The 26,032-nt window shown below is 68.9% G+C and carries 25 protein-coding genes; 10 read left to right on the top strand and 15 right to left on the bottom strand.

All coding sequences use genetic code 11. The features are described 5' to 3' along the window. Window positions 1–9: 9 nt before the first annotated feature. Complete coding sequence (locus tag VFF46_RS03050) at window positions 10–468, top strand: PGPGW domain-containing protein (protein ID WP_325035450.1); 459 nt, start codon at window positions 10–12, stop codon at window positions 466–468. On the opposite strand, the gene VFF46_RS03045 is transcribed toward VFF46_RS03050, so the two are convergent. After that, window positions 436–1,617, bottom strand: a complete 1,182-nt coding sequence (locus tag VFF46_RS03045) for an FAD-dependent monooxygenase (protein ID WP_325035449.1) — start codon at window positions 1,615–1,617, stop codon at window positions 436–438. The two genes, VFF46_RS03050 and VFF46_RS03045, sit on opposite strands and share 33 nt — an antisense overlap. Window positions 1,618–1,704: 87 nt before the next feature. On the opposite strand from VFF46_RS03045, the gene VFF46_RS03040 reads away from it, so the two are divergent. Then, window positions 1,705–2,436: a TetR/AcrR family transcriptional regulator gene (locus VFF46_RS03040; RefSeq protein ID WP_325035448.1), complete on the top strand. Its 732-nt coding sequence runs from the start codon at window positions 1,705–1,707 to the stop codon at window positions 2,434–2,436. Here VFF46_RS03040 and VFF46_RS03035 read toward each other — a convergent pair. Continuing rightward, complete coding sequence (locus VFF46_RS03035; protein ID WP_325035447.1) at window positions 2,341–3,270, bottom strand: AraC family transcriptional regulator; 930 nt, start codon at window positions 3,268–3,270, stop codon at window positions 2,341–2,343. The two genes, VFF46_RS03040 and VFF46_RS03035, sit on opposite strands and share 96 nt — an antisense overlap. Window positions 3,271–3,410: 140 nt before the next feature. Between VFF46_RS03035 and VFF46_RS03030 the strand changes: the two genes are divergently transcribed. The 4 genes from VFF46_RS03030 to VFF46_RS03015 all read left to right on the top strand — a co-directional run bounded on the left by VFF46_RS03030 (window position 3,411) and on the right by VFF46_RS03015 (window position 9,334). Continuing rightward, entirely contained in the window at window positions 3,411–6,164 is a 2,754-nt protein-coding gene (locus VFF46_RS03030; protein WP_325035446.1) for an alpha-L-rhamnosidase, read from the top strand. Window positions 6,165–6,231: 67 nt separating this feature from the next. Beyond that, complete coding sequence (locus VFF46_RS03025; RefSeq protein WP_325035445.1) at window positions 6,232–7,560, top strand: ABC transporter substrate-binding protein; 1,329 nt, start codon at window positions 6,232–6,234, stop codon at window positions 7,558–7,560. Window positions 7,561–7,571: 11 nt separating this feature from the next. Then, window positions 7,572–8,486 carry a sugar ABC transporter permease gene (locus VFF46_RS03020; RefSeq protein ID WP_325035444.1) on the top strand — a complete coding sequence of 305 codons (915 nt, stop codon included), beginning with the start codon at window positions 7,572–7,574 and terminating at the stop codon, window positions 8,484–8,486. Then, a complete protein-coding gene (locus tag VFF46_RS03015) occupies window positions 8,483–9,334 on the top strand; it encodes a carbohydrate ABC transporter permease (RefSeq protein ID WP_325035443.1) in 852 nt (283 codons plus the stop codon). Before VFF46_RS03020 ends, VFF46_RS03015 begins: the two co-directional genes overlap by 4 nt. Window positions 9,335–9,350: 16 nt before the next feature. Here the strand turns inward: VFF46_RS03015 and VFF46_RS03010 are convergent, their stop codons facing one another. Both VFF46_RS03010 and VFF46_RS03005 read right to left on the bottom strand, forming a co-directional pair. Then, window positions 9,351–9,974, bottom strand: coding sequence for a class I SAM-dependent methyltransferase (locus VFF46_RS03010; protein WP_325035442.1), 624 nt, complete (start codon window positions 9,972–9,974; stop codon window positions 9,351–9,353). Beyond that, complete coding sequence (locus tag VFF46_RS03005) at window positions 9,971–11,104, bottom strand: aminotransferase class V-fold PLP-dependent enzyme (RefSeq protein WP_325035441.1); 1,134 nt, start codon at window positions 11,102–11,104, stop codon at window positions 9,971–9,973. Before VFF46_RS03005 ends, VFF46_RS03010 begins: the two co-directional genes overlap by 4 nt. 26 nt (window positions 11,105–11,130) lie before the next feature. On the opposite strand from VFF46_RS03005, the gene VFF46_RS03000 reads away from it, so the two are divergent. Then, a complete protein-coding gene (locus VFF46_RS03000) occupies window positions 11,131–11,883 on the top strand; it encodes a glycerophosphodiester phosphodiesterase (RefSeq protein WP_325035440.1) in 753 nt (250 codons plus the stop codon). Between the two features lie 54 nt (window positions 11,884–11,937). Further along, window positions 11,938–13,311, top strand: a complete 1,374-nt coding sequence (locus VFF46_RS02995; RefSeq protein ID WP_325035439.1) for an MFS transporter — start codon at window positions 11,938–11,940, stop codon at window positions 13,309–13,311. 17 nt (window positions 13,312–13,328) lie between these two features. Here the strand turns inward: VFF46_RS02995 and VFF46_RS02990 are convergent, their stop codons facing one another. From VFF46_RS02990 to VFF46_RS02960, 7 genes are all read right to left on the bottom strand, one after another. Further along, window positions 13,329–14,741, bottom strand: coding sequence for a polysaccharide lyase 6 family protein (locus tag VFF46_RS02990; protein ID WP_325035438.1), 1,413 nt, complete (start codon window positions 14,739–14,741; stop codon window positions 13,329–13,331). Window positions 14,742–14,765: 24 nt separating this feature from the next. After that, window positions 14,766–15,641 (bottom strand): AraC family transcriptional regulator, encoded by an 876-nt coding sequence (locus VFF46_RS02985; RefSeq protein ID WP_325035437.1) that lies wholly within the window; start codon window positions 15,639–15,641, stop codon window positions 14,766–14,768. Continuing rightward, window positions 15,638–17,065 (bottom strand): polysaccharide lyase 6 family protein, encoded by a 1,428-nt coding sequence (locus VFF46_RS02980; protein ID WP_325035436.1) that lies wholly within the window; start codon window positions 17,063–17,065, stop codon window positions 15,638–15,640. The genes VFF46_RS02985 and VFF46_RS02980 overlap by 4 nt, the downstream gene beginning before the upstream one ends. Window positions 17,066–17,068: 3 nt before the next feature. Then, complete coding sequence (locus VFF46_RS02975) at window positions 17,069–17,935, bottom strand: carbohydrate ABC transporter permease (RefSeq protein ID WP_325035435.1); 867 nt, start codon at window positions 17,933–17,935, stop codon at window positions 17,069–17,071. Beyond that, window positions 17,932–18,885, bottom strand: a complete 954-nt coding sequence (locus VFF46_RS02970) for a sugar ABC transporter permease (protein ID WP_325035434.1) — start codon at window positions 18,883–18,885, stop codon at window positions 17,932–17,934. The genes VFF46_RS02975 and VFF46_RS02970 overlap by 4 nt, the downstream gene beginning before the upstream one ends. Further along, the gene (locus VFF46_RS02965) at window positions 18,882–20,207 is read right to left on the bottom strand and encodes a sugar ABC transporter substrate-binding protein (protein WP_325035433.1); all 1,326 of its coding nucleotides are present in this window, start codon (window positions 20,205–20,207) and stop codon (window positions 18,882–18,884) included. The genes VFF46_RS02970 and VFF46_RS02965 overlap by 4 nt, the downstream gene beginning before the upstream one ends. Window positions 20,208–20,322: 115 nt before the next feature. After that, window positions 20,323–20,901: a TetR/AcrR family transcriptional regulator gene (locus VFF46_RS02960; protein ID WP_325035432.1), complete on the bottom strand. Its 579-nt coding sequence runs from the start codon at window positions 20,899–20,901 to the stop codon at window positions 20,323–20,325. A gap of 50 nt (window positions 20,902–20,951) precedes the next feature. Here VFF46_RS02960 and VFF46_RS02955 point away from each other — a divergent pair, with 50 nt between their 5' ends. Beyond that, a complete protein-coding gene (locus VFF46_RS02955) occupies window positions 20,952–21,746 on the top strand; it encodes a class I SAM-dependent methyltransferase (RefSeq protein WP_325035431.1) in 795 nt (264 codons plus the stop codon). A 47-nt stretch (window positions 21,747–21,793) separates the two neighbouring features. On the opposite strand, the gene VFF46_RS02950 is transcribed toward VFF46_RS02955, so the two are convergent. The 4 genes from VFF46_RS02950 to VFF46_RS02935 are packed head-to-tail and all read right to left on the bottom strand — an operon-like array spanning window position 21,794 to window position 25,676. Next, window positions 21,794–22,342: a hypothetical protein gene (locus VFF46_RS02950; protein ID WP_325035430.1), complete on the bottom strand. Its 549-nt coding sequence runs from the start codon at window positions 22,340–22,342 to the stop codon at window positions 21,794–21,796. Between the two features lie 13 nt (window positions 22,343–22,355). Continuing rightward, window positions 22,356–23,588: an ABC transporter permease gene (locus VFF46_RS02945; RefSeq protein ID WP_325035429.1), complete on the bottom strand. Its 1,233-nt coding sequence runs from the start codon at window positions 23,586–23,588 to the stop codon at window positions 22,356–22,358. After that, the gene (locus VFF46_RS02940; protein ID WP_325035428.1) at window positions 23,588–24,280 is read right to left on the bottom strand and encodes an ABC transporter ATP-binding protein; all 693 of its coding nucleotides are present in this window, start codon (window positions 24,278–24,280) and stop codon (window positions 23,588–23,590) included. The genes VFF46_RS02945 and VFF46_RS02940 overlap by 1 nt, the downstream gene beginning before the upstream one ends. Continuing rightward, on the bottom strand, window positions 24,270–25,676 hold the full coding sequence (locus VFF46_RS02935) for an efflux RND transporter periplasmic adaptor subunit (protein WP_325035427.1): 1,407 nt from the start codon (window positions 25,674–25,676) through the stop codon (window positions 24,270–24,272). Before VFF46_RS02935 ends, VFF46_RS02940 begins: the two co-directional genes overlap by 11 nt. A gap of 255 nt (window positions 25,677–25,931) precedes the next feature. Here VFF46_RS02935 and VFF46_RS02930 point away from each other — a divergent pair. Beyond that, window positions 25,932–26,032: RNA polymerase-binding protein RbpA (locus VFF46_RS02930; protein WP_325035457.1), on the top strand; the 101-nt coding region annotated here is incomplete at its 3' end.

The following is a 26,032-nucleotide window of genomic DNA, read 5'->3' as shown; positions in this document are numbered from 1 at the left end:
GCTGGCGGCGTGGCCGAGAAAGAGAGTCCCGACCGCACCGATGACAACCTCACGCTGGACGCTGCGGACGACCGGTGGGAGTGGCGGCGACGGATCCGGGAGAACCCGAAGAAGCTGCTGTTCTACCGCATCGGCGTGGGCGTGCTCGGTGGGCTGCTGCTCCTCGCCGCGCCGCTGACCGGCTGGCTGCCGGGGCCGGGCGGGATCCCCTTGTTCATCGCGGGTCTCGCCGTACTGGCCAGTGAGTTCGAGTGGGCGCAGCGGCTGCTGTGCCGGGTCAACGACTGGGTGAAGTCGCTCACCGCGTGGACCGGCAAGCAGCCGGGCTGGCTGAAGGCCCTCGGAACTGCTGCGCTCTCGGGCTGCGTCGTCGCCGGCGTCTGGCTCTACCTGGCGGTGCTGGGCGTGCCGGGCTGGCTGCCCGACTCGTGGGAGTCATTCCTGTACAAAGTGCCCCTCCTCGACTGAGTAGGTAGGCAGCTCGATCAGCTCGCTCATGTTCTGCGCCATCTTCAGCATCTGGTTGAGGAAGAACGGCTTGTCGAGCATCCAGTTCCGGCTCGCGATCCCGAACCGGCTGGCCGGCGCCAGGAACGATCCCGCCCTGCTCCCGTCCTGCGTCGTCGACACCGCCTTCCGCAGCGCGGCTTCGTACCGGTCGAACGCGGTCCGGAAGTCCGCCCGCGCCAACTCCCCCGCCAGTACGTAGGCACCCACCACCGCGGTCCCGGTGCCGAGCGCACCGAACGTCGCGCCGTACCCCGCGTCGCCGAGCAGCACGATCCGCTCCGTCGACCAGCGGTCCACGCGGACCCGGCTGATCGAGTCGAAGTACAACTCCGTTGCCGCGGGCAACCAGGCGAGCAGCTCCGGTACGTGCCAGCCGAGTCCTTCGAACTGCTCCCGGATGATCGCCTTCTGCTGGTCCAGGTCGCGCCGGTTGTACTGCAGCACCGGCGACCTGAACAGGAACAGCGTCTGCGCCAGCGCCGGATCGCGCCCGTCCGCGCCGACGCTCGCCAGCTTCCCGGGCACGTTGTACAGCAGCGAGTCGCCGGAGATCCCGAGCGTGTTCGGCACCTCCCAGCCGGCCACGTAGTAGTTCAGGTGCCGCTCGACCACCTGCTCCCGCGGCCAGGCCAGCCGGCGGACGACGGAGTGCATCCCGTCCGCGCCGATGACCAGGTCGTACGTCTCCTCGACCCCGCTCTCGAACCGTACGTCGACCCCGTCGGCGTGCTCGTGCAGCGCCGCGATCGAGTCCCCGAAGCGGTACGTCGCGTGCTCGCGGCTGTGCTCGTACAGCACTCGCGACAGGTCCGCCCGCAGCACCTCCAGCTCCCCGCCCGCGAACTCGGCCGGCAGCCGCATCAGCTTGCGGCCCGACTCGTCCACGAAGCGCATCGGGCTCCCGCCGGTCCGCAGGGACCGCAGCTCGTCCAGCACGCCCATCCGCTCCAGGACCGTGGTGAACACCTCGCCGCGGAAGTCCACGGCGTACCCGCCCTGCCGCAGCGCCGGCGCGATCTCGACCACCGTCACGTCATGCCCCGCCCGCCCCAGCCAGAGCGCCACCGACGGCCCCGCCACGCTCGCACCTGAAACCAGAACCCTCATGATCGTCTCCTCGGTAGTAACTGTGTCTGCCGGACACAATAATGTGTATGGTAGACACAGTTCAAGTCCGTTGCGGAGGAAAATCTGATGACCGAGCTGCTCTGGGGTAAGGAACCGGCCCGCACCCGCGGCCCGAAACCGGCGATCACGCTGGCGGAGATCGCCGCGGCCGGGATCGCGATCGCGGACGCCGAGGGCCTCGACGCGGTCTCCATGCAGCGGGTCGCCGACGACCTTCCGGTGACCAAGATGGCGCTGTACCGGTACGTCCCCGGCAAGACCGAGCTGGTCGCGGTGATGAGCGACCTCGCGATGGGCAAACCGCCGGAGCGTCCCGACGGCCCGTGGCGGGAGACGCTGCACACCTGGGCCCACGACCTGTACGACGGATTCACCCGGCACCCATGGCTGCTCCAGTCCACCATCGGGCGCCGGCCACTCGGCCCGAACGAGCTCACCTGGATGGAGCAGGGCCTCGCCGGCCTCACCGATACCGGACTGACCGGCGGCGAGCAGTTGGACGCGATCCTCGTCGTCACCAGTCACGTACGGAACATCGCGCAGCAGTCGACGACATTCCCGGGACACTCCACCGGCCTCACCGAGGAGGACATGCAGCGGTCGTTCGCCGAGATCCTCAGCACCGAGGCTGCCCGCTTCCCGCGACTCGTGGCCGCGATGCGTACGTCGGCCGGCAGCGAGAACCAGGGCCTGGAGTTCGGGCTACAGCGGATCCTGGACGGCCTGGACCTGCTGATCAGCAGCCGGGTAGCCGTGCCGGACGGCATTGAAACGTTGCCGGTAGACCGACGCCGGTAGTCCGTAGTGCGACTTGAATCGGCGGGCGAAGTAGTTCTGGTCGGGCCACCCGACGGACTCCCCGATCCGGTTGATCGGCAGGTCCGTGTGCAGCAGCCGATCGGCCGCGAGCTCGACCCGGTGCCGGGACAGGTACGCCATCGGCGGCACCCCGGTGACCGACTTGAACAGGCGCACCACGTAGCCCGGCGCGAGGTGCAGCTCGCCGGCCAGATCGGTCAGCGTCCACGGCCGTGCCGGGTCGGCCTCCATCATCCGCATCGCGTCGACGACGGCGGGATGCGTGACCTCCCGGCGCTCGTCCCGGTCCGCGACCGTACGCGCGACGCAGCTCAGATACAGCGACAGCCAGCCGATCACCTCGCCACGGTGCCGGCCGATCGGCTGGTTGCGGAGCTGACGCAGCCCGTCCAGGTGCCCGATCGCCTCGGCCAGCGCGTCCGGATCGAGGTGCGTGGCCAGCATTCCACGCCGTTGCGCGGAGAACGGCCCGGTCCACAACAGGTAACCCAGTAACGGGTCCTCGCGCGCCCACGCGAGTTCGCGGCGGACCAGGTCGGCCGCGAAACAGCAGTTGTAGACCTCGAGCGACTCGCACTCGACGTACTCGTGCCAGACCCCCGGCCGGAGCAGGATCGCGTCGCCGGGCCGCAGCCGCTGCCGCCCGGCCAGGCTGTGATGGACGCCTTTGCCGCCGGTCACCAGCGCCAGCTCGAAGAAGCTGTGGGTGTGCAGCGGATGGGAGTCCTGGTGCACGTGCGGGCCCGCGTGCACGACGGTCCCCTCGATGAAGTGCAGGACAGTCCCACGGGTCGTCACCGGCTCGTTGGACATGCTTCACGATAGGGGCCGAGGTGCAGATCGTGCTAGACCCAGTGCACATCGGGCTAGTGGCCGAGGACGACCGGTCGCAGGATCGGAGAAACCAGTGAATCGTTTCATCCGTCCTGCTCATCACTGTCGGTTGGAGTCACATGTCGCATCTCGCCGCACCCACCGCTCTCCGCTTCGAGCACCTCGCCGCTCCCGTGGTCGGGACCGGTACCGCGAGCCCGCGGATCTCCTGGCAGGTCCCGGCCGCGGACGCCGGCTACGCCCAGACGGCGTACGAGGTCGAGATCACCCGCGGCAACACCCAGGTCTTCACCGTCCAGTCGCCCGACCAGGTCCTGGTGCCCTGGCCGGCCGACCCGCTCAGGTCCCGCGAGACCGCGCAGGTCCGTGTCCGGGTCCGCGGCAACGAGGACTGGAGCGAGTGGAGCGAGCCCGCGTCCGTCGAGGCCGGGCTGCTCACGCCGGACGGCTGGACCGCGCGGTTCGTCAGCCCGCAGGACAACCCGCACGGCTCCCCCGCCCCGCTGATCGCCGGCACGGCGGACCTCCCGGACGACATCGTCAAGGCCCGCCTGTACGCGACGTCGTACGGCGTCTACCTTCCCGAGCTCAACGGGCAGCGCGTCGGTACCGAGGAGCTCGCGCCCGGCTGGACGGCGTACCAGTACCGGCTGCGTTACCAGACGTACGACGTGACGGAGCTCGTCCGGCCTGGTGAGAACACGCTCGAGTTCCTGCTCGGCAACGCGTGGTACCGCGGCCGGATCGGCTTCCACGACCAGACGCAGCTGTACGGCGACCGCCTCGCCGTGTTGGCCCAGCTCGAGGTCACGACCGCGGACGGCCGGCTGCACACGTACGGCAGCGACGGGACCTGGACGTCCCGGGAGAGCAACGTCCTCGCCGACGACCTGTACGACGGCCAGACCACCGACCTGCGCAAGCAGCCCGGCGAGCCCACGTCCGTCGACGTCCTCGACGCCGACCTCACGCTGCTCGTCGCGCCGGACGGGCCGCCGGTCCGGATCACCGACGTACTGCCCGCGGTCGCGGTCAGCACTTCACCGTCCGGCAAGACGCTCGTCGACTTCGGGCAGAACCTGGTCGGCCGGGTCCGGCTGAAGGTCCGCGGCGGAGCGGCCGGCGACGAGGTCGTCGTACGGCACGCGGAGGTTCTGGAGAACGGCGAGCTCGGCGTCCGCCCGCTGCGTAGCGCGAAGGCCACCGACACCTACGTGCTGGCCGGGCCGGACGAGGTCACGCTCGACTCGCCGCTCACGTTCCACGGCTTCCGGTACGCCGAAGTCTCGGGCGTGACCGACCTCCGCACGGAGGACCTCGAAGGGATCGTGATCGGCAGCGACCTGCGGCGCACCGGCTGGTTCGAGTCGTCGAACGAGCTGCTCAACCAGTTCCACAAGAACGTCGTGTGGGGCATGCGCGGCAACTTCGTCGACGTACCGACCGACTGCCCGCAGCGTGACGAGCGGCTCGGCTGGACCGGTGACATCCAGGTCTTCTCCCCCAGCGCGAGCTTCCTGTTCGACACCGGCGGTTTCCTCGGCAGCTGGCTCGCCGATCTCGCGGCCGAGCAGCAGAAGGACGGCTCGGTGCCGTTCGTCGTACCGGACGTACTACGCAACGAAGGGCCGGCCACCGCGGCATGGGGTGACGCGGCAACGATCGTGCCGTGGGTACTGTACGAGCGCACCGGTGACGCCGCGCTGCTTGCGCGCCAGCTGCCGAGCATGCGCGCATGGGTCGACAGGATGGTCGACCTGGCCGGCGCCGACCTGCTCTGGAGCGGCGGCTTCCAGTTCGGCGACTGGCTCGACCCGACGGCACCCCCGGAGGACGCTGCCCGCGCGAAGGCAGACCCCGACGTCCTGGCTACCGCGCATCTCGCGCGCTCGGCCGAGGTGGTCGCCAAGGCGGCGGAAGTCGTCGGTCAGACCGATCTCGCCCGCGAGTACGCCGACCTGGCGAGCCGGGTCCGGCAGGCGTTCGCGGCCGAGTACGCCACTGAGGGCGGCCGCGTATTGAGCGACTCGGCAACGAACTACGCGCTCGCCTTGCAGTGGGCATTGCTGCCGACCGAGAAGCAGCGGCAGCGCGCCGGTGAGCGGCTCGCCGACCTGGTGCGTACGGCGGGCTTCCGGATCAGTACCGGATTCGTCGGAACCCCCTTGATTGCGGACGCTCTGGCCGATTCCGGTCATCCTGACCTGGCGTACCGGCTCCTGCTACAGACAAGCTGCCCCTCTTGGCTGTACGCAGTGACCATGGGTGCCACGACGGTCTGGGAACGCTGGGACAGCATGCTGCCCGACGGCAGCATCAACCCTGGCGAGATGACGTCGTTCAACCACTACGCCCTCGGTGCCGTCGCCGACTGGATGCACCGGCGAGTCGCCGGCCTCGCTGCAGCGGAGCCGGGATACCGGAGCATCGACGTACGGCCGCTGTTCACCGATCAGCTCACGAACGCCTCCGCCAAGCACCTCACGCCGTACGGCGAGGCGTCGGTCGGCTGGACCCGCTCGGACGGCCGGGTCAAGCTCACCGTCACTGTCCCGGTCGGATCCCGCGCCACGGTCGACGTCCCCGGCCAGGAGGCTGTCGAGGTAGGGCACGGTACGCACGAGTGGACCGTCGAGGACCCGTACGCCTCGGCGCCCGCATTGCCCGCGGACGCCACCGTTCGTCAGATCGTCGACAATCTGACGACCTGGACCGCCGTCGCGCACGGAGCCGTCGAGAGCGGTTTCGTCAAGGACGACGCCGAACTCGCCGCCCGCCTCGAGCGCTACCTCGACCAGCCGGCCGGCACCCTCGCCACCGCCACCGACCCCGAGTCCGTCAAGGCCGCCCTCGGCGCCCTCCTGCACCACTGATCCCCGTACCGGCACCCACCAGCCCTGACCGCCCCGCCGCGACGTACATCCCCTTTTGGAGGTCACGATGAGGTTCCGCCCAGGAGCCAGCGGACTCGCACTGCTGGCAGTCTCTTCACTCACCCTCGCCGGCTGCAGCGCGGGCAGTCTCGGCTCCAGCAGCGATTCCGGAGGCAAAGGCTCGGTCGAACTCACGTACCTGATCGGCAACCAGGACCAGGACGTCAAGGGGGCCAACCAGCTGGCCAAGGACTTCCACGCCAAGTACCCGAACATCACGATCAAGACCGAGACCCGCCCGGCCGGCACCGAGGGCGACAACATCGTCAAGACCCGGCTCTCCACCGGCGACATGCCGGACGTGTTCAACTACAACAGCGGCTCGCTGTTCCAGGCGATCGCGCCGCAGAAGAACCTGGTCCCGATCACCGACGAGCCCTACGTCAAGGACCTCGACGAGAACTTCAAGAAGACCGTGACCGCCGACAACCAGGTGTACGGCGTGCCCGTCGGCGGTTTCCAGGGCGGCGCGGTGCTCTACAGCATCCCGGTCTACACCAAGCTCGGCCTGAAGATCCCGAAGACCTGGGCCGAGTTCATGGCCAACAACGCCAAGATCAAGGCGGCCGGCGGGGTCGCCCCGGTGATCCAGACGTACGGCGAGACCTGGACGTCGCAGCTGTTCGTGCTCGGGGACTTCCACAACGTCGCGGCCGTGGAGCCGGACTTCGCCGACAAGTACACGAAGAACCAGGCGAAGTACGCGACGTCCCCGGCCGCGCTGAAGGGGTTCGAGCACACCGAGGCGGTGCACGACGCGGGCTACGAGAACAAGGACTTCGCGTCCGCGAAGCTGCCGGACGGCCTGAAGATGCTTGCCACCGGCAAGGGTGCGCACTACCCGATGCTGTCCGGCGCGGTCGCGAACATGGTCGCGACGTACCCGGACGCCGCCAAGACCGTCGGCCTGTTCGCGTTGCCTGGTGACGACGCGAGCACAAACGGCCTGACCGTGTGGACGCCGGGGGCGGACTACATCCCGAAGACCACGACCGGCGACAAGCTGGACGCCGCGAAGAAGTTCCTGGCGTTCATCGCCAGCCCGGAAGGCTGCGACTCGCAGAACAAGGCTGGCGCGCCGACCGGTCCGTACGCGGTGAAGGGCTGCAGCCTCGGGAACGACGTACCGCAGGCGATCAAGGACATGCAGCCGTACCTCGACAAGCCCGGCGCGTCGAGCCTCGCGCTCGAATTCCTGTCGCCGGTCAAGGGCCCGTCGCTGGAGCAGATCACGGTCGAGGTCGGGTCCGGGATCCGGAAGGCGAAGGACGGCGCGGCGCGGTACGACGACGACGTGAAGAAGCAGGCGCAACAGCTCGGACTGGCAGGCTGGTGAGGTCGGTGGCGGTGACGATCACCCAGGAGCACAGCAAGGCCGCAACCACCGTTTCCAAGACCGGCAGCAAGGTCCACCGTCCGTACTCCAACTGGTTCTACCTGCCGACCGCGATCATCTACGGCGTGCTGTTCCTGGTCCCTACGTTCGCCTCGCTGTACTTCAGCCTGACCCGCTGGAGCCTGTTCGAGTCGAAGTTCATCGGGCTGGACAACTTCAAGCTGTTCTTCCAGGAACCGCAGCTGGTCAAGGGCTTCACGAACACGCTGATCTACGCGGTGGTCACGTCCGGGTCGAAGGTGGTCCTCGGGCTGCTGCTCGCGGTCCTGCTGACCTCGCAGATCATTGCCCGCGGCTACCTCCGCTCGGTGGTGTTCTTCCCGGTACTGGTCTCCACGATCGGCGTCGGGCTGACCTTCACCGTGCTGATGAACCCGGACCAGGGCCTGATCAACAAGTCGCTCGCGCTGATCGGGATCCAGGGCCCGGGCTGGCTCACCGACCCGAAATGGGCGCTGCTGTCGGTGGCCGCGGTCGACGTCTGGAAGGGCGTCGGCCTGGCCACGCTGATCTACATCGCGGGCATCGTGTCGATCCCGCGCGAGTACATCGAGGCGGCCCGGGTGGACGGCGCCGGGTCGTGGCAGCAGTTCCGGCGGATCGTGCTGCCGCTGTCCCGGCCGGCCACCGTGACCGTGATCATCCTGTCGCTGATCGGCGGCCTGCGGTCCTTCGACCTGATCTGGGCGATGACCCGCGGCGGCCCCGGATTCACCTCGGACGTGATCGCGTCGGTGATCTACAAGCAGTACCAGGCGGGCTTCTACGGACTGTCCACGGCCGGCAACGTCGTCCTGTTCGTCGTCGTCACCGCGATCATCCTCCCGCTGTCCTGGTTCCTGAACCGGAAGGAGGTGGACCTGTGAGTACGGCTGAGATGGTCAACCACCGGCCTGCGCGGAAGTGGGTGCTGAGCGCGGTCGCGATTCTGGTGTCGATCGTGGTGTTCGTGATCCCGTTCGCGTTCATCGTGCTGACCGCGGTGAAGGACCGCACGCAGTCCGCGGACCTGAACTTCGCCTGGCCGCACCAGTTCCGGATCGTGCAGAACTTCATCGAGGTCGTCGAGGCCCGGGACTACATGCTGGTGATCGCGTTCATCAACAGCACGATCCTGACCGTCGCCAGCGTCACCGGGATGGTCGTACTGTCCGCGATGGCCGGCTTCGTCCTGCAACGCCGCAAGAGCCGCTGGAACGGCCCGATCAACTTCCTGGTGCTGGCCGGGCTGATCATCCCGCCGGCCGTCGTACCGACCATCTGGGTGCTGCAGAAGCTCGGCCTGTTCAAGACCATGCCGGGCCTGATCCTGATCGAGATCGCGTTCGGCCTGTCCTTCTGCATCCTGCTGTTCCGGGCGTTCGTGGCCACCATCCCCCGGGAACTCGACGAGGCCGCGGTGATCGACGGCGCCGGGCCGCTCGGGCTGTTCTTCCGGGTGATCTTCCCGCTGCTCAGATCCGTGATCGTCACGGTCGTCGTGGTGCAGTCCGTCGCGGTCTTCAACGACTTCACCAACCCGCTGTACTTCCTTCCCGGCGACCAGAACGCGACCGTCCAGCTGACGCTCTACAACTTCAACAGCCAGTTCTCCACCCAGTACAACCTGCTGTTCATGAACATCCTGCTGATCACGATCCCCCCGCTGATCATGTTCCTGTTCTTCAACCGCCAGATCGTCGCCGGCATGACCTCAGGCGCCATCAAAGGCTGACAACTGGCCTGCCTGACTACTCCGGTTTGCGGACGATGAGCGCGGCCTGCCCGGCGTCCTTCTCGGCGGGCAGTGCCGCGCGCGTCAGCGTCGCCACCTCCACGAAACCGGCTTCCGCGAGCAGGCCCGCGACGTCCGCCGCGGAGTACATGTACACCTGCAGGTTGACGTCGTGACCGTACGCCTGCGTCAGCGGCCGGCTGCCCTCGCCGACCTTGAACCCGTGCACCAGGACGCCCCCGGGCCGCAGCACCCGGAACAACTCCGCGAACGCCGTCGGCAGCTCCTCCCGGGGCGTGTGCACCAGCGAGTACCACGCGAGCGCGGCCGCGAGCTCGCCGTCCTTCAGGTCCAGGCCGAACAACGACCCGACCTCGAACCGGAGCTCCGGATACTCCCGCCGCGCCACCTCGATCATCCCCGGCGTGAGGTCCATCCCGAACACGTCCAGCCCCAGACCGGCCAGGTACGTCGTGATCCGCCCGGTCCCGCAGCCGAGATCGCCCACCGGGCCGTGCTCGACCAGTGCCGCGAAGTAGTCGAGCGCGCCGATCTCGAACGGATCCGCCCGGTGGTAGTCCTTCAGGATCGCGTGGTAGTCGGCGGCGGCAGTGTTGTAAGACCCTTGGATGTCGTTCACCCGAGGAGCCTAGGCAACCCCTCCGACAGTTTCTCGTAGTCGGCGAGCGAGTTGTACGCGTGCGCCGACAGCCGGATGAACTTCCGGTCCTCGAACCCGGTGAACGTGATCTCGGCCTTCAGCTCCCGCGACACCCGGATCTTCAGCGCGTCACCGCCGGACAGGTCGACCGACGCCGGCAGCTCGACCAGCCGCATCGTCGCCGGCGGATGCACGACCTCCGCGACACCGGTCCCGAGCGCCTTCGCCAGTACCCGTGCCCCCTCCTCGACCAGGGCGGTCAGCTGCGGGCGGCGGGCCGGCCAGTCCAGCTCGGCCAGCACCCCGAGCGACTCCGGCGCGGCGATCCACGGCACGTAGTCGTACGTACCCTGCATGTCGAACCGCTCCGGCATGCGCTCGTCGTACTCCGACCACGACACAATCAGCGGCATCGACGCAGACCGCCAGCGCTCCGCGACGGCCAGGCCGGCGGTCGCCCGCGGCGAGGCCGGCCACTTGTGGAAGTTCCCGGTCCAGAAGTCGGCACCCGCCGCGGCCGGCGCGTCGATCAGCGCGGGGGCGTGCGCGCCGTCCACCACGATCGGTACGCCGCGGTCGTGGGCGGCGGCCACCAGCGCCTCGATCGGGAACACCTTCGCCGTACCGGAGGTGATCTGGTCCACGATCAGCACCGCGGCGCCGTCCAGCTGCTCCGCGATCAGCGAGACGACGGTCCGGTCGTCGGCCTCCAGTGGGATCGCCACGGTCACCACCTCGGCGCCGTACTGCGTGGCGAACCGCTCGGCGGCGTACCGGACCGCGCCGTACGCGTGGTCGGTGAGCACGATCCGGCTGCCCGCCGGGATCGGCAGCGTCTGCAGCGCGACGGTCACGCCGGCGCTCGCGTTCGGGACCAGGGCGAACCCGGCCGGGTCGGTCTCCAGGAACGCCGCCAGCGCCAGCCGGCTCGCGGCCAGCCGGTCGGCGACGGTCCGGAACCAGACCATCGGGTTGGCGTCCATCTCGGTCCGCAGGCCGGCCATCACCTCCTGGGTGCGGCGCGGCACGGCGCCGTACGAACCATGGTTGAGGTGCAGGACGTCCGGATCGAGCGTCCACAGGTCGGGGCGGGGGCTGAGTACCGTCACCGACCCAACGGTACATACTTCAGGTTGTGTACTCGTACCTCGTCCACGACGGACCGATCGCGATGGCGCACCGCGGCGGCGCCGACCACCCGGACATCGTCGGCTACGAGAACTCGCTGCGCGCGTTCCAGCACGCCGTCGACCTCGGATACTCCTACGTCGAGACCGACCTGCACGCCACCAGCGACGGGGTGGTGATCGCGTTCCACGACCACCGGCTCGAGCGGGTCACCGACCGCAGCGGCGTGATCGCCGAGCTGCCCTGGTCGGAGGTCAGCAAGGCGCGGATCAACGGCCAGGAGCCGATCCCGCGGCTGGACGAGCTGCTCGAGCACTTCCCGGACGTCCGGTTCAACCTCGACGTCAAGGCGGAGGGCGGGCTGGAGCCGTCCGCCGCCGTACTGCGGGCCGCGAACGCGATCGACCGGGTCTGCGTGTCGTCGTTCTCGCAGTCCCGGGTCAACCGGATGCGCAAGCTGCTCGGGCCGCGGCTGTGCACCGGGTACGGGCAGTGGGAGATCGCGCTGCTCCGCTTCCTGCCGATCACGCTGCCGTCACGCGGAGCCTGCCTGCAGATCCCGGAGCGGTACGGCTCACTGCAGCTGCTCACGCCCGGGCTGATCGAGCGGGCGCACGCGCGCGGCAAGCAGGTGCACGTGTGGACCGTCGACGACGCGGACGACATCCGCCGGCTGCTCGACGCCGGGGTCGACGGGATCATCACCGACCGCACCGACATCCTCCGCGAGGTCCTGGTCGAACGGGGCCAGTGGCACTGAAGTGTTATCCGCCGGTACGCCGCGACGTACCCGGGGAATGACACACTTCCGCGCATGGGACTTCTCTCCGCCCCGGACGGTGTGGACAAGCGTGAGTACTGGGGGTTCAGCCTCTTCGACTGGGCGAACTCCGGGTACGTGACCACGGTCGGGACGGTGCTGTTCGCGCCGTACCTGACCTCGGTCGCCGAGACCGACGCCTGCGGGTACGTCGGTACCACGGACCACCCGTGCAACACCAACCTGCACGTCCTCGGGCTCGGGATCTCCCCCGGGTCGCTGGCGTTCTACGTGGTGACGGTCGCGACGCTGGTGTCGGCGCTGTTCCTGCCGGTGGTCGGGGCGATCGCGGACCGGATGGCCCGGAAGAAGCTGCTGATGTGCGGGTTCGCCTGGGTCGGGTCGGTGGCCGCCTGCTGCATGGTGTTCGTCGGCGGCGGGCGGTGGGAGCTCGGCGCGCTGCTGCTGTTCATCGGGAACCTGTGTCTCGGGTCCGCGCTGGTCGTGTACGACTCGATCCTGATCGACATCGCTCCCCCGAACCAGCGGGACGCGGTCTCGTCACGGGCCTGGGCGTTCGGGTACGCCGGTGGGTTCCTGCTGCTGGCGGTCAACCTGGCGGTGGTCACCGCGCACGATGCGCTCGGTCTGAGCCAAGGCGCCGCCGTCCGGCTGAGCCTGCTCAGCGCGGGCGTCTGGTGGGGGCTGTTCACGATCATCCCGTTCGTCCGGCTGCGGAACCGGGCGCCGGTGAACGTCGAGCCGGTCGGCAGTCGCGGGCTGGTACGGCAGAGCTTCGGGCAGCTCGCGGCGACCCTGCGGCACATCCGGACGTACCCGATGACGCTGCTGTTCCTGGTCGCGTACCTGTTCTTCAACGACGGCATCCAGACCGTGATCTCGGTGTCGTCGACGTACGGCGAGAAGCAGCTCGGGTTCCAGACGCAGGTGCTGATCGCGACGATCCTGATGGTGCAGTTCGTGGCGTTCTTCGGGGCGCTCGTGTTCGGCCGGGTCGCGGCGCGGTACGGCGCGCACCGGACGATCACCGGCGGGCTGGTGATCTGGATGCTGATCGTGATCGCCGGCTTCCTGCTCCCGGCCCACCGGATCGTGCCGTTCCTGGCGATGGGGGTCGCGATCGGGATCGTGCTGGGCGGCACCCAGGCGCTGTCCCGCTCCGCGTTCAGCCAGCTGATCCCGAAGGGCCGCGAGGCCGAGTACTTCTCCCTCTACCAGGCCGGCGAACGCGGAACGTCGTGGCTCGGCACCCTGGTCTTCGGCCTGGTCCACCAGCTCACCGGCTCCTACCGCCCCGCGATCGTCGCCCTCGGCATCTTCTTCGTGATCGGCCTCGCCCTCCTCACCCGCGTAGACATGCGGCGAGGCATCCGCGAAGCCGGCAACACCCAACCAACCGTCGTCTGACCACCCCAGCTGGGTGGTCAGGCTGCGTTCGGTCCTACATCTGTAGCAGTTAGAGGTCGACGGAGCGGTTGAGTTGTTGAGTACTCGTCCGCGCCTACGTCGTACGGGGCTGTCCGGGGCTCGCCGTCCACGTCGTCGGTGACCTGGGTCGAGTGGTTCAGGCTTGTCGCGTTGATCGCGGCGCTGCCCGCGCCGAGGCGGCAGACGCCGTCCGAGCCTGCCACCAGCTTCGGATCGGCGCGGGTGAACCCGGCGGCCGGCATGTTGCCGTCCGTCGCCGCACCCCAGGTGATGTTGCCCGACCAGGTGATCCCGTCCAGGTACGGCATCGTGACCAGGTCACCACTGTTGCCGACCATCAGATTGTCGGCAATCACACAATCCAGCGGCGGCACCGTGCGCTGACTCTCCCCCTCCACCGCCTGCCCGTTGTTCCGGAGCGTGTTCAGCACGATCGTCACCCGGTCCGGCGCATCGTTCCCGGTCCGTGAACTCGACGGCTCGCCCTCGTAGTGGTCCCGCTCGGTTCCACTCCCGAGCACCACTCCGGCACTCCCGACCCCGTCCACGTAATTGTTGACAATCAGATGATCGTTGCCGTAGATCCGGATCCCGTTGCTCCCGGCCACCAGATAGTTGCTCTCCACCCGGGTCCCGTTCCCGTGCCGCAGCACGATCCCGCCGACCGACGACCGGACCGTGTTGTACCGGACCAGGTTCCCCGACGACTTCACCGAGATCGCCTCCGGGTCGCCGTTGCAGCGCTCGAACAGGTTGTACTCGACCGTCGCGTCCGCCGTACTGAGCGCCCGGGCACTCACCCCGAGCCGGATCGGCTCGCCCCCGTTGGCCCCGGCGTACGTGTGGTCGCGGAAGTAGTTGCGCAGGATGTACGTCCGCTGCGCCATCGCCTCGGTGCCCGGGCCGTCGATCACCAGGTAGACGCCGGCCGTGGACTTGTCGTGGAAGGTGTTCCGGTCGATCTTCGCGTCGTCGCCGCGCACCACGACCCAGTGCTGCCCGGCCGCCGTCGCGAGCTGGAAGTCGTTGCGGGTCAGCCGGATCCGCGGGCAGTCCGCCGGGATCTCCAGCGTCGTACCCTGCCGGAACGCGAACCCGCTGATCGTCACGTCCGACGACCCGCTGAACACGAAGCTCTGCTCCCCGGTCAGCGTCACCCCACCCCGGCTCTGCGCCACGATCGTGATCGGTGCGGTACTGCTCCCGTGCCGCCCACTGATCGTGATCGGCGACCCGGACGGTACGGCGTACGTACCGTTGGCGACCGTGATCGTGGTCCCGGCCGTCGCGCTGTCGATTGCCTGCTGCAACTCCGCCAGCGACGTGACCGTAGCCGCGAACGCCGGCGTCGCGCCTCCCACCGCGAGCGCAACCACTCCACTGCTGATCAAGAACGTACGACGATCCATCCGAGTCTCCTTACCGGACGCTACCTAGCTGCTTGGGCGGTACAACTTTCGGTACTCGCTCGGGGTCACCGAACTCACCTGTCGGAAGACCTTCGAGAAATAGGACTGGTCCATCCCGACCGCGGCCGCGATCTCCTCCATCGGGCGCGCGGTCGTCGACAACTCGCGCTGGGCCCACTCGATCCGGGCGCGCTTGATGTACTGCTTCGGCGACAGCCCGAACTCGCTCCGGAAATGCCGCAGGAACGCCGGTAGGTCGTACCCGAACACGGCGGCCAGCTCCTCCACGCTCGGCAGCGTGGCGAGGTTGTCCTGGATGTACTTCACGATCCCGGACTCGGTCGTCTGCTGCGGCGACAACCGCACCGCGCCCGGCGGCGCGCTCTCCAGGAAGTGCGCGAACAAGGCGGTCAGCGCGGACCGCATCCGCAGCGGCGTCGACAACCCGGGCGGGTCCCGGTCCGCCGCGCCGACCTGTTCGAACAGCGCCGCGGCCTCCTCCGGGGCCCGGCTCGGCACGATGTACGGCAACGTCATCAGCTCGCTGATGTCCCGGTCGCCGATCAGCGCCGAGAAGTGCAGCCAGTGCTTGCGGAACACGTTGTCGCTGATCGTCTCGTACGACACCGGGACGTCGGCCGGCGTGTACACGAGTTCGCCGGGCCGCGGGTACAGCTCCTGGTCCCCGACGACCAGGCGTCCCTCGCCCTCGAGGATCAGGTACAGCCGCGAGAACGGATCGGGCATCAGCGCCCGCGACCACTCGCGGTGCACCTTCGTGATCCGGGCCGCGACCACCAGGTCCAGTCGCAGCCGGTCCAGGTACGACCGGATGATCTCCTGCTCGCCGACCGCGGTACTCAGCGCGCCCGCGGCACTCATCGCGCCCGCGGCACTCATCGTGCGTGCGGCCCGACGTCGACCGGTGTCAACGGGCGGTACGCCGGCCGCCGCGGCGAGTACTCGTCCGCGCCGACGTCGGCCGCCCGGCCGGTCCGGTGGTCGCCGTCCAGGTCGCGCGGAACCTCCGGGTACGCGCGGGACGCCGCGTTGATCGCGGGGCTACCGGATGTCAGCCGGCGTACGCCGTCGGTCCCGGCCGCGAGCCGCGGGTCGACGCGGGTGAACGCGGCCGCCGGTGCGTTGCCGTCCGTGCCCTGTCCCCAGTGGATGTTGCCCGACCAGGTGATGCCGTCCTGGAACGGCATGTTCACCATCTCTCCGCTGTCTGCCACCAACAGATTGTCCGTCACCGCGCAGTCCAGCGGCGGCAGCGTCCGGTGGCTCTCGCCGACGATCCCGGACTCGCAGTCCAGGACGGTGTTCAGCGCGATCCGTACGCGGTCGGGCGCGTCGTTGCCGGTACGGGACTTCGACGGCTCGCCCGGGTAGTGGTCCCGGACACTGCCGCTGCCGAGGACGACGCCCGAGTTGCTGATGTCTTCAAGGTAATTGTTGACAATCAGATGATCGTTGCCGTAAATCCGGATCCCGTTCTGGCCGGACAGCAGGTAGTTGCCGTCGACCCGGGTCCCGTTACCGTGCCGCAGCACGATGCCACCCATGCTGTCGCGGAACGTGTTGTGCCGCACGGTGTTGCCGGACGACTTCACCGACACCGCTTCCGGATCGCCGTTGCAGCGCTCGAAGAGGTTCAGCTCGACGACCGCGGCCGCCGTCGACAGCGCCCGCGGGCTGACCCCCAGGCGGATCGGCTCACCGCCGTTGTCACCGGGGAAGGTGTGGTCGCGGAAGTAGTTGTGGTGGATGTGCACGCCGACCGCCATCTGGTCGGTGCCCGCGCCCTCGATGCCCAGGTAGATGCCGAGCTTGGACTTGTCGTGGAACTCGTTGTGGTCGAACTCGGTGTGGTCGCCGCGGATCATCACCCAGTGCAGACCCTCGACGTCGGCCAGCTGGAAGTCGTTGCGGGTCAGCCGGATCCGCTTGCAGTCCGGCGGTACGTCGAACGTCGTGGTCTGCCCGCGGAACGCGAACCCGCTGATCGTGACGTCCGAGGACGCGCTGAGTACGAAGATCTGCTCTCCGGTCAGCACGACCCCACCGACGGACTCCGCCCGTACGACGATCGGCTCGTCGGAGGTGCCGCGCTTTCCGGTGATCGCGACCGGCGAGGTCACCTCATAGGTGCCGTTGGCAACCGTCACGACGGTCCCCGGCGTCGCGGCGGCGATCGCCGCCCGCAGCTCGTCCAACGAGCGAACAACGCCCGCCTGTGTGTCAGCCATGGCGGGAAGGGCGTTCAGCGTGGCGGCCGCGGCGCCCGCGACGCCGGTTGTTGCCAGGAAGGTACGACGATCCATGTCTCACCCCTTGAGTGCGCCGGAGGTCAGGCCCCGGGCGAACGAACGTTGGAAGAAGAGGAACACCAGCACGGAAGGAAGCAGCGCGAGCAACGACGCCGCGAGTACGACACCGGGCGTGACGGCCGGATCGATCCGCAGCGTCCGCAGCGCCAGCGGGAGCGTGTAGGCCTTGGCGTTCTGCGCGACCAGCAGCGGCAGCAGGTACTGGTCCCAGATCATCGTGAAGCCGAACACCCCGATCACGCCCAGCGCGGGCTTGCACAGCGGCAGGATGATCTGCCCGAAGATCCGGAACTCGCCGGCGCCGTCGATCCGCGCCGCCTCCTCGAGCTCCCGCGGCACGTCCTTCATGAACTCGGTCATCACCAGGATCGAGAACGCCCAGGCGCCGAGCGGCACGATCATCCCGGCCAGCGTGCCCATCAGGTTCAGGTGCACCAGCGGCAGGTCGGCGAGGACGAGCGTGAGCGGCAGCGCGAGGATCTCCTCGGGCAGCATCATCGTGGCCAGGATCGCGACCATCACCAGCGTCATCAGCGGGAACTTCTTCCGCGCCAGCGCGTACCCCGCGAGCACGGACACGGCCACCTGCAGCAGCAGCCCGAAGCCGACGACGAAGAACGAGTTCAGCAGGTACCGCAGTACGCCGTGGTCGAACGCTATCCGGAAGTTGTCCAGCGTCGGCGTCTTCGGTACGACGCTCAGCTGGGTCGGGTCCGACACGTGGTTGAACGAGCCGACCAGCAGCGCCAGCAACGGCCCCGCGAAGATTGTGAACAATCCGACGTAGATCACGAACTTCGCGATCCGGGCGCCGGCGCCCTTGCTCTCGGTGAGACCGAGCGCGGTCTCGGTGGCGGCACTCATGCGGATCTCCTCCGTCGCAGCAGCTGGACGCAGACGGTCAGCACGAGCGTCGCGGCGAACAGCAGTACGGCACCGGCCGAGCCGACGCCGAGCCGGCTCTGCTCCAGGCCGAGCTTGTAGATCAGCGTCATCACGACCTCGGTCGAGCCGTTCGGCCCGCCGTTGGTCAGCAGGAACACCTCGGTGAAGGTCCGGAACCCGCGCACCGCGGCCAGCACGAACAGGATCGCGAACACCGGCCGCAACCCGGGCAGCGTGACGTGCAGGATCCGCTTCCAGGTCGACGCGCCGTCCACCGTCGCGGCCTCGTACAGCCCGCGGTCGATCCCCGCCAGCCCGGCCAGGAAGATCATCATGTCGTACGGCGCCCCGCGCCAGATCCCGGTCACCGCGATCGACGCCAGCGACGTGTGCGGGTCGTTGATGAACCCGAACGGACCGAGCCCGACCAGTCCGATGACCTGGTTGATCAGGCCGTCGCCGGTCGGGTGGTACATGATCCGCCAGAGCTCGGCGGTGACCGCCAGCGGCACGACGACCGGCAGGAACGCCGCCGACCGGATGAAGCTCAGCTTGCGGGTCTGCCCCTCGACGAGCAGCGCGAGGCAGAACCCGAGGATCATCGAGCCGGCCGTCTGGCCGACCGCGAGGACCACGGTGTTCCAGGCGGCCGAGCGGAAGCCGCCGTCGCCCAGGATCTCCGCGTAGTTCGCGCCCCCGACCCACCGGTTGCCCAGGTACGGGCGGACCTCCTGAACCGACATCCCGATCGCCTGCGCCATCGGGATGAACTTGAAGTACACGAACAGCACGAGCGCCGGCGCGAGGAACAGCCAAGGGATCCACCACTGGCCGTTCCGCCGGGCTCGGCCGGCAGCCCCCGGCGCTGTCCGCGCCGGTGCCGCCGCTGCCGTCCCTGCCGCCGACGGTGTTGCTTCCCGAACACTCACGACGCGCCGATGCCCTGCTGGTTGAGCGTGTCACCGAGCTTCTGGTCGAGCTTCTTCAGCTCCGAGTCCAGGTCCAGGCCGCAGTCCGCGATCAGCGCGTTCACGGTGTCCGCGGTGCTCTGCCGGATCGGCGTCCAGTTCGGCACCGACGGCGCGTACCGGCCGTGCTCCTTGTACACGTCGGCGTACAGCTTCCAGCGCGGGTCGGGGCGGACCGTGCTGATGTCGACGTTCTTGTTCACCGGCAGCTGCACGATGAACGCCTTCTCGCCCTCCATGCCGACCTTCTGCCCGGCCTCGGAGATCGCGTACGACGCGAACGCGTTCTGCGCGGCCTCGTTCTTCGAGCCGGCCATCAGGTAGACGCTGCCGCCCTCGGCCAGCACGGTCGAGTCCTTCGGGCCCTTCGGCATCGCGACGACCTCGTACTTGTCCTTGCCGAGCGAGGAGTCGAACCGCGGCATCAGGTACGGGCCGACGACGTACATGCCGGTCTTGCCGGCCTCGAACGTCTCGTTGGTCGGCGGCGTGTCCATCGTCGCGGCGCCCGGCTGGATCACCTTCGACGTACAGGCCAGGTCGCGGAACCACTTGGTCGCGGCCTCGGACTCGGGTGTGGTCATCGCGGGCTTGTACTTGCCGTCGGCACCCTTCGTGACGAAGTCGCCGCCACCGGCCCAGAGGAAGTTCGAGAAGTACCAGGAGGCGTAGCCGCGCTTGGTCGAGCCGGGCACGGCCAGCCCGTACGTGTCGGCCTTGCCGTTGCCGTCGGGGTCCTGCGTCGTGAAGGCCTTCGCCAGCGTGACCAGCTGGTCCCAGGTCGCCGGAGCGGGCAGGTTGACCTTCTTCAGCCAGTCCTTGCGGATCAGCAGCGCGGAGGCCTGCGCGGAGTACGGGACGCCGTACGTCTTGCCGTCCGCGGCGCGGGCCGCGGCCAGGGCCGGCTCGAGCAGCTGGTCGCTGCCCTTGATCGCGGACAGGTCGACCTCGCGGACGATGCCCTGGCTGACCATCGTGCCGAGCTGCGACGAGTCGTTCATCACGATGTCCGGCAGGTCCTTCTGCGCGGCGCGCTGGGCCAGCTTGGTCTCGAAGTCGTCGAAGATCGCGGTCACCTCGACCTTCTGCCCGGTCTGCTGCTCGAAGGCGGCGGCGAGCTTCTTCATGCCCTTCTCGCCGTCGCCGCCCGGCGTGGTCCGCGCCCACAGCTCCAGCGGCGCCTTCGGATCCTGCTCCGCCTTCGCGGCTTCGTTCGTACCGCAGGCGGCGAGCGTCAGGGCAATCCCCACCCCCGCGGCCAGGACTTTGAATGACCTGATCACAGTCGTGCCAACTTCCGTCTCGAGAGGCTCGATTTGTACTTTTTGGGCCTCATTTCGTCGGAAGATAGCGCTTTCCAAGCGCAGGCGTCAATGACTCATCGGATCTCTGCGGCGCTCAGGCGGGAACGACGGAGCTCACGAACGCCCGTACCTGGTCCGCGGTCGGGCGGGTGCCGGTACGGTCGGCGTACAGCAGATGGGTGGATCCGATCAGGGTCAGCCCGAGGACGTCGGTGTCGGCGCCGGCGGGGATCCGGCCGTACGTCTGCTCCGCCGCCAGGTAGTCCCGGATCACCTGCCCGGCCTCGCTCAGGATCGGTACGCCGGCCGGCACGTCCTTCCGCAGCCGCGCCCGGAGCCCGTCCCGCGAGATCGTCAAGCCGACGATCGCCACCGCGACCGACCCGAACAGGTCGGTCAGCAGCTCGGTGAGGTTCTCGACCACGGTCCGCTCCCCCGCCGCCGCCAGCAACACCTCACCCTGCACGTGCAGCCGCCGGATCCGATCCAGCACCAGCTCCGCCAGAAACCCGTCGAAGTCCACGAAATGCTTGTGCAGCAGGCCTTTCGCGCACCCCGCCTCAGTGGTTACTGCCCGACTCGTGAGCCCTTCCGGCCCCTCCCGAAGCAGCACCCGCTCGGCCGCGTCGAACAACACCTCGCGAGCGTCCCGCATCGCCACACCGGTAGGCATTCCGAACCGTCCCTTGACACGAATGGGCAATCGCCCACTACGGTGGGCACATGCCCACTCTAGCTGGCGGTGAGCCGCATCGGCGGCGCGACATGGCGGAGTCGTTCGGGTCCGACCCGGCGCTGTACGACCGCGCCCGGCCGCGCTATCCGGACGCTCTGATCAAGGCGGTTGTTGCCAAAGGCACCGGACAGCAGGTGGTCGATGTCGGCTGCGGGACCGGGATCGTGGCACGGCAGCTCCAGGCCGCCGGGTGCCGGGTGCTCGGGGTGGAGGTCGACGAGCGGATGGCGGCGTACGCGCGGAGCACCGGGGTCGACGTGGAGGTCGCGCCCTTCGAGTCGTGGGATCCGGCGGGGCGGACGTACGACGCGCTGGTGGCGGGGATGACCTGGCACTGGATCGACCCGGTCGCCGGTGCCGCGAAGGCTGCCGACGTACTGCGGCCCGGCGGGACGTTCGCGGTCTTCTGGTACGTCCTGCAACCGCCGCCCGAGCTCGGCGCCGCCTTCGCCACCGTGCAGCGCGACGTGCTCCCTGACCATCCGGCCGCCGCCCACGCCGCCGCGGCACCGCTGGGCGCGTACGAGCACTTCCTCGACCGCACCGCCGACGCCCTGGGCGGCGCGTTCACCGCGGTCGAGCGACCGACCTTCCCGTGGTCCCGCACCTACACCCGCGACGAGTGGCTCGATCAGCTCCGTACCAGCGGCATGGCGAAGCCGCTCGCCGACGCCGGCAAGCTCGACACCGTGCTCGACCGCACCGGCGCCGCGATCGAGGCGTACGGCGGCACCTTCACGCTCGACTCCACCGCCGTCGCCCTCTTCGCCACCCGCGTATGAACGTGCGCCCGGCCGGGGTGCTGGCCGGGCGCACGGTTCGGGGGTCCTCAGCGCGAGGACGGTGTCGCGTTCGGACCGCGGAAGCCGCCGAACGACCCCTGGCGGACCGTGTTCGCGGTGATCGTGCCGTTGGCGTTCTGGCCGCTGACGACCACCTGCTCGCCGGTCTTCAGGTCCGCGGCCGTGCCCTTCGAGGTGATCTCGTACGTCGTGTCGCCGGTGAGCTTCACCGTGACGTTGCCGGACTGCGTCTTCACGACGAGCTGCGAGGAGTTCGCGGACACCACCGTGCCGACCGTCCCGCCGCCGAACCCACCACCACCTTGGCCACCGCCCTGACCACCGCCCTGGCCGCCGCGGTAGCCGCCGTACCCACCGAAGCCGCGCCCGGCCTGCGGCTGGTTCGACGACGAGCTGGTCGACGCGAACGCGGCGTGGATCCCGGCACCGCCCGCCAGCCCGATCGCGAGCACCACGATCCCGGTCAGGATCGCGGTCGCGAGCGGCAGGTTGAGGGTCTTCTTCGGCTGCAGCGCCGCCTGGACCTCCTCGTCGGACCCGATCTGGGCGAACTCGTCGGGCGTCTGGTCAGTCATAGCAGGTGGCCTCTCACTCGTGTCGTAGTGCGTCGATGGGACGGAGTCCGGCGGCTCGGTGCGCCGGCATGCTGCCGAAGAACAGGCCGACCGCCGCGGACACGCCGAGCGCGAGTCCGATCGACGACGGCACCAGCACCGGCTGCACACCGGCCAGCTGGAAGCGGGTGACGATCAGCGCCACGCCGACGCCGACCGCGCCACCGATCAGGCTGAGCAGCGTCGCCTCGATCAGGAACTGGCCGAGGATGGTGCGCCGCCGGGCGCCGAGTGCCTTGCGGATCCCGATCTCCCGGGTCCGCTCGGTGACGGTGACCAGCATGATGTTCGTGACGCCGATCCCGCCGACCACCAGGCTGATCGCGGCCACGGTCGCGAGCAGTGCGGTGAACGTCGCCGCGGTGTCCTGGCTGGTCTGCAGGATCTGCGCGGAGTTCGTGATCCGGAACGGCGACGTCGTCTCGGTCGCCGGCACCTGATGCCGGGCGGTCAGCAGCTCCGTGACCTCGGCCTGTGCGGTGTCGACGTGGTCCTTGTCGGCCGCCTGTACGACGATCTGGTTCAGCGCGCCGTACCCGGCCTGGGTCGCCCGCAGCGTCGTGATCGGCACGATCGCCGTCGAGTTCGGGTCGTTGAACCCGGTGCTGTCCTTGCTCGCCAGTACGCCGAGGACCGTGAAGTCGACGGCGCCGAGCTTGATCGTCCGGCCGACCGCGCTCGCCGGCCGGGTGAACAGCTCGGTCGCGGCCGTCTGCCCGAGCAGGATCACCCGCTGGGACGCGTCCACGTCCGCCTGCGTGAACGACTGCCCGAGCTGCACCGGCGTATTGGTGGCCGGCAGGTACGCCGGGGTCGTACCGATCACCTGGTTGACCGTGTAGCTGGTGTCTCCGTTGGTCGCCGTACCGGAGCTGGTCATCACCGGCGCGACCGACGCGATGTCGGGCGCGAGGTGCTTGTCCGACAGCGCGGCCGAATCCTCGAGCGTCAGGCTGTACTGCTGATTCGCCGGACCGGCCTGGCCGCGGATGAACCCGCCGCCACCGCCGGTCGTGGAGACCGTGAGCAGGTTGGTACCCATCGCCTCCAGCCGCTGCTGCACCGCCTTGCCGGAACCGTTGCCGACCGCAACCAGCACGATGACCGCGCCGACGCCGATCGACACGCCCAGGACGGTGAGCAGGGATCTGAGTTTGTTCGCGGTGAGGCCGCGGAGCGCGGCGCCCATCAGGTCGCGTGGTGACATCAGCGGGTCACCTCGTCGGCGACGATCCGGCCGTCGGAGACATGCACCAGCCGCCGGGCGCGGGCCGCGACCTCGTGCTCGTGGGTGATCACGATGATCGTCCGGCCCTCGGCGTGCAGCTCGCCGAACATGCCGAGCACCTCGTCGGTCGAGTGCGCGTCCAGGTTGCCGGTCGGCTCGTCGGCGAGCAGGATCCGCGGGCCGGTCGCGAGTGCCCGGGCGATCGCGACCCGCTGCTGCTGACCGCCGGACAGCTGGTTCGGGCGGTGGCCGGTACGGTCCGCGAGACCGACCAGTTCGAGCGCGCGGTTCGCCCGCCGCCGGCGTTCGGCCCGGCGCAGGTGCGCGTAGGTGAGCGGCAGCTCGACGTTCGCCAGCGCGGTGGTCCGCGGGATCAGGTTGAACGACTGGAAGACGAACCCGATCTTCCGGCCGCGGACGAGCGCCTGCTGGTCCTCGGACAGCCGGGCCACATCACTGCCGTCCAGCCAGTACTCGCCCCGCGACGGTACGTCGAGACAGCCGAGGATGTTCATCAACGTCGACTTGCCGGATCCGGACGAGCCCATCACCGCGACGTACTCGCCGGCCTCGATCCGCAGCGACACGCCCCGGAGCGCGTGCACCGCCGTCTCGCCGCTGCCGTACGTCTTGGTGACCTCCCGGAGCTCGATCAGGGTGTCAGCGGCCACCGAAACCACCGCCACCGGCTCCAGCTCCGCCACCGGTACCCCGGCCGAAGCCGCCACCGTTGCCCGCACCGCCGAACTGACCGCCCCCGCCGAGCTGCCCCTGCCGGGTCTGGCCGTTCTGCGTGCTGGTGCCACCGATCGAGCCCTGCAGCAGCTCGATCTGGTCGCCCTCGTTCAGCCCGGACACGATCTGCGTGTAGCTGTCGCCCCGGACGCCGACCTTCACCTCACGGGTACCGCTGCCGTCGGCCATCGTCACCGTGTACGTCGTACCGCTGGTCGCGATCGCGGTACTCGGGACGTACAGGGCGTTCGCGGCCTTCGCGGTCTGCACCGTGACGTTCGCGGTCTGACCGATCCGGGCGTTCGCCGGGAGCTTGGCGAGGCTGAAGGTCGCCGAGTACGAGACGACCCCGTTGGTCGTGGTCGGGGTCGGCGACACGAACGCGAGCGAGGCGGTGAGCGTCGTACCGGGCTCGGCGTTCAGCGTGACGGTCGCGGACTGGCCGGCCTTGATCTTGATCGCATCGGCCTCCGCGAACGCCGCCACCACCTGGAGCGACTTGAGGTCGGCGATGTCGACGAAGCCGGTGCCCGACGCGCTCGACGTACTGCTGGAGGCCGAGGATGAACCTTGACCTGAGGTCGAGCCTTGACCACCGCTGCTCCCGCTCCCGCTTCCTGAACCGGAGCTGGAGCCGCCGGCCACCGAGCCGACCGCGCCGTTCACCGCGGTGATGGTGCCGGCGATCGGCGCCTTCAGCGTGGTCGCGGCGACCGCGGCCTCGGCGGCGTCGACGTTCTGGTCGGCCTGCTCCTTGTCCGCCTTCGCCTTCGCCAGACTCGCCTCGGCGTTGCTCACGGCAACTTCCGGACTCTGAGCCTGCCCTTGACCTTGAGACTGGCTCTGCTGTTGCTGCTGTTGACCGTTGGTCGGAGTCGGGGTCGGCGACGGGGACGCCGAGGCCTCCTCGGCCGCCGTGAGCGCGGTCTGCGCGTCAGTGAGCGAGCCCTCCGCGGCGGTCACCGAGTTCGCTGAGGCGATCTGGTTCTGCTGGGCGATCACCAGTTGCCGCTCGGCGGCGGACGGGTCGATCTTGGCGATCGCCGCGCCCTTCGCCACCACCTGGCCGACCTTGACCAGTACCTGGGTGACCGTGCCGGAGGTCTCGAACTGCGGCGACGCGGTGGTCGAGCTCTGCAGGGTGCCGCTGGAGCTGACGCTCGCGGTGACCGCGCCCCGCTGGACGGCGACCGACGGCCGGGTCGCGCCGGCGGCCGGCGGATCCTTCTTGAAGAACAGGAAGTAGGAGGTCACGCCGATGACGAGCACGATGGCGACCAGCGCCACGTTCACGAAGTTGAGGCCACGGAGCTTGTGGCGGGGTAGCACCATGGACGCTGAGGCTAGGGACGGATACTGAGGAGGAGATCCTCGATTCCTGGCAACAGGCTGTGAACCGGATATCGATTTGGCACGTCGTACGACGCGTGGCCTACGACACACGGCGACACACCGTGATCTGTGAACAGTCGATGACAGCAGGTCACGACGGGCTGTCAGGTGCGTACATATGGCTCGGACATGCCAAAATGGGAATGATCCGGGCTGGCCGACCGTTGGCACGGATGACGATCTCGGAGGTTTGACATGTCTAATCGCGTACTGCGTGGTTCGGGGCTGGGTGGGGTCAGCTTCGAGGATGACCGTGGTGTCGAGTTCGCGCCGCGCCAGATGATCACGTACGACTG

Source organism: Kribbella sp. (assembly GCF_035655035.1).
Taxonomy (GTDB): Bacteria; Actinomycetota; Actinomycetes; order Propionibacteriales; family Kribbellaceae; genus Kribbella.
The sequence above is the reverse complement of the archived record's forward strand: the minus strand, read 5'-3'. Positions and strand labels throughout refer to the sequence as shown.

Bases quoted from the DNA above. Each gene is read 5' to 3' on its own strand.
- VFF46_RS02955 (WP_325035431.1), top strand. From the start codon at position 20,952: ATGCCCACTCTAGCTGGCGGTGAGCCGCATCGGCGGCGCGACATGGCG.
- VFF46_RS03030 (WP_325035446.1), top strand. From the start codon at position 3,411: ATGTCGCATCTCGCCGCACCCACCGCTCTCCGCTTCGAGCACCTCGCC.
- VFF46_RS02995 (WP_325035439.1), top strand. From the start codon at position 11,938: ATGGGACTTCTCTCCGCCCCGGACGGTGTGGACAAGCGTGAGTACTGG.
- VFF46_RS03025 (WP_325035445.1), top strand. From the start codon at position 6,232: ATGAGGTTCCGCCCAGGAGCCAGCGGACTCGCACTGCTGGCAGTCTCT.
- VFF46_RS02980 (WP_325035436.1), bottom strand. From the start codon at position 17,065: ATGGATCGTCGTACCTTCCTGGCAACAACCGGCGTCGCGGGCGCCGCG.
- VFF46_RS02985 (WP_325035437.1), bottom strand. From the start codon at position 15,641: ATGAGTGCCGCGGGCGCGATGAGTGCCGCGGGCGCGCTGAGTACCGCG.
- VFF46_RS02960 (WP_325035432.1), bottom strand. From the start codon at position 20,901: ATGCCTACCGGTGTGGCGATGCGGGACGCTCGCGAGGTGTTGTTCGAC.
- VFF46_RS02945 (WP_325035429.1), bottom strand. From the start codon at position 23,588: ATGTCACCACGCGACCTGATGGGCGCCGCGCTCCGCGGCCTCACCGCG.
- VFF46_RS02950 (WP_325035430.1), bottom strand. From the start codon at position 22,342: ATGACTGACCAGACGCCCGACGAGTTCGCCCAGATCGGGTCCGACGAG.
- VFF46_RS03035 (WP_325035447.1), bottom strand. From the start codon at position 3,270: ATGTCCAACGAGCCGGTGACGACCCGTGGGACTGTCCTGCACTTCATC.
- VFF46_RS02990 (WP_325035438.1), bottom strand. From the start codon at position 14,741: ATGGATCGTCGTACGTTCTTGATCAGCAGTGGAGTGGTTGCGCTCGCG.
- VFF46_RS03040 (WP_325035448.1), top strand. From the start codon at position 1,705: ATGACCGAGCTGCTCTGGGGTAAGGAACCGGCCCGCACCCGCGGCCCG.
- VFF46_RS02935 (WP_325035427.1), bottom strand. From the start codon at position 25,676: ATGGTGCTACCCCGCCACAAGCTCCGTGGCCTCAACTTCGTGAACGTG.
- VFF46_RS02975 (WP_325035435.1), bottom strand. From the start codon at position 17,935: ATGAGTGCCGCCACCGAGACCGCGCTCGGTCTCACCGAGAGCAAGGGC.
- VFF46_RS03045 (WP_325035449.1), bottom strand. From the start codon at position 1,617: ATGAGGGTTCTGGTTTCAGGTGCGAGCGTGGCGGGGCCGTCGGTGGCG.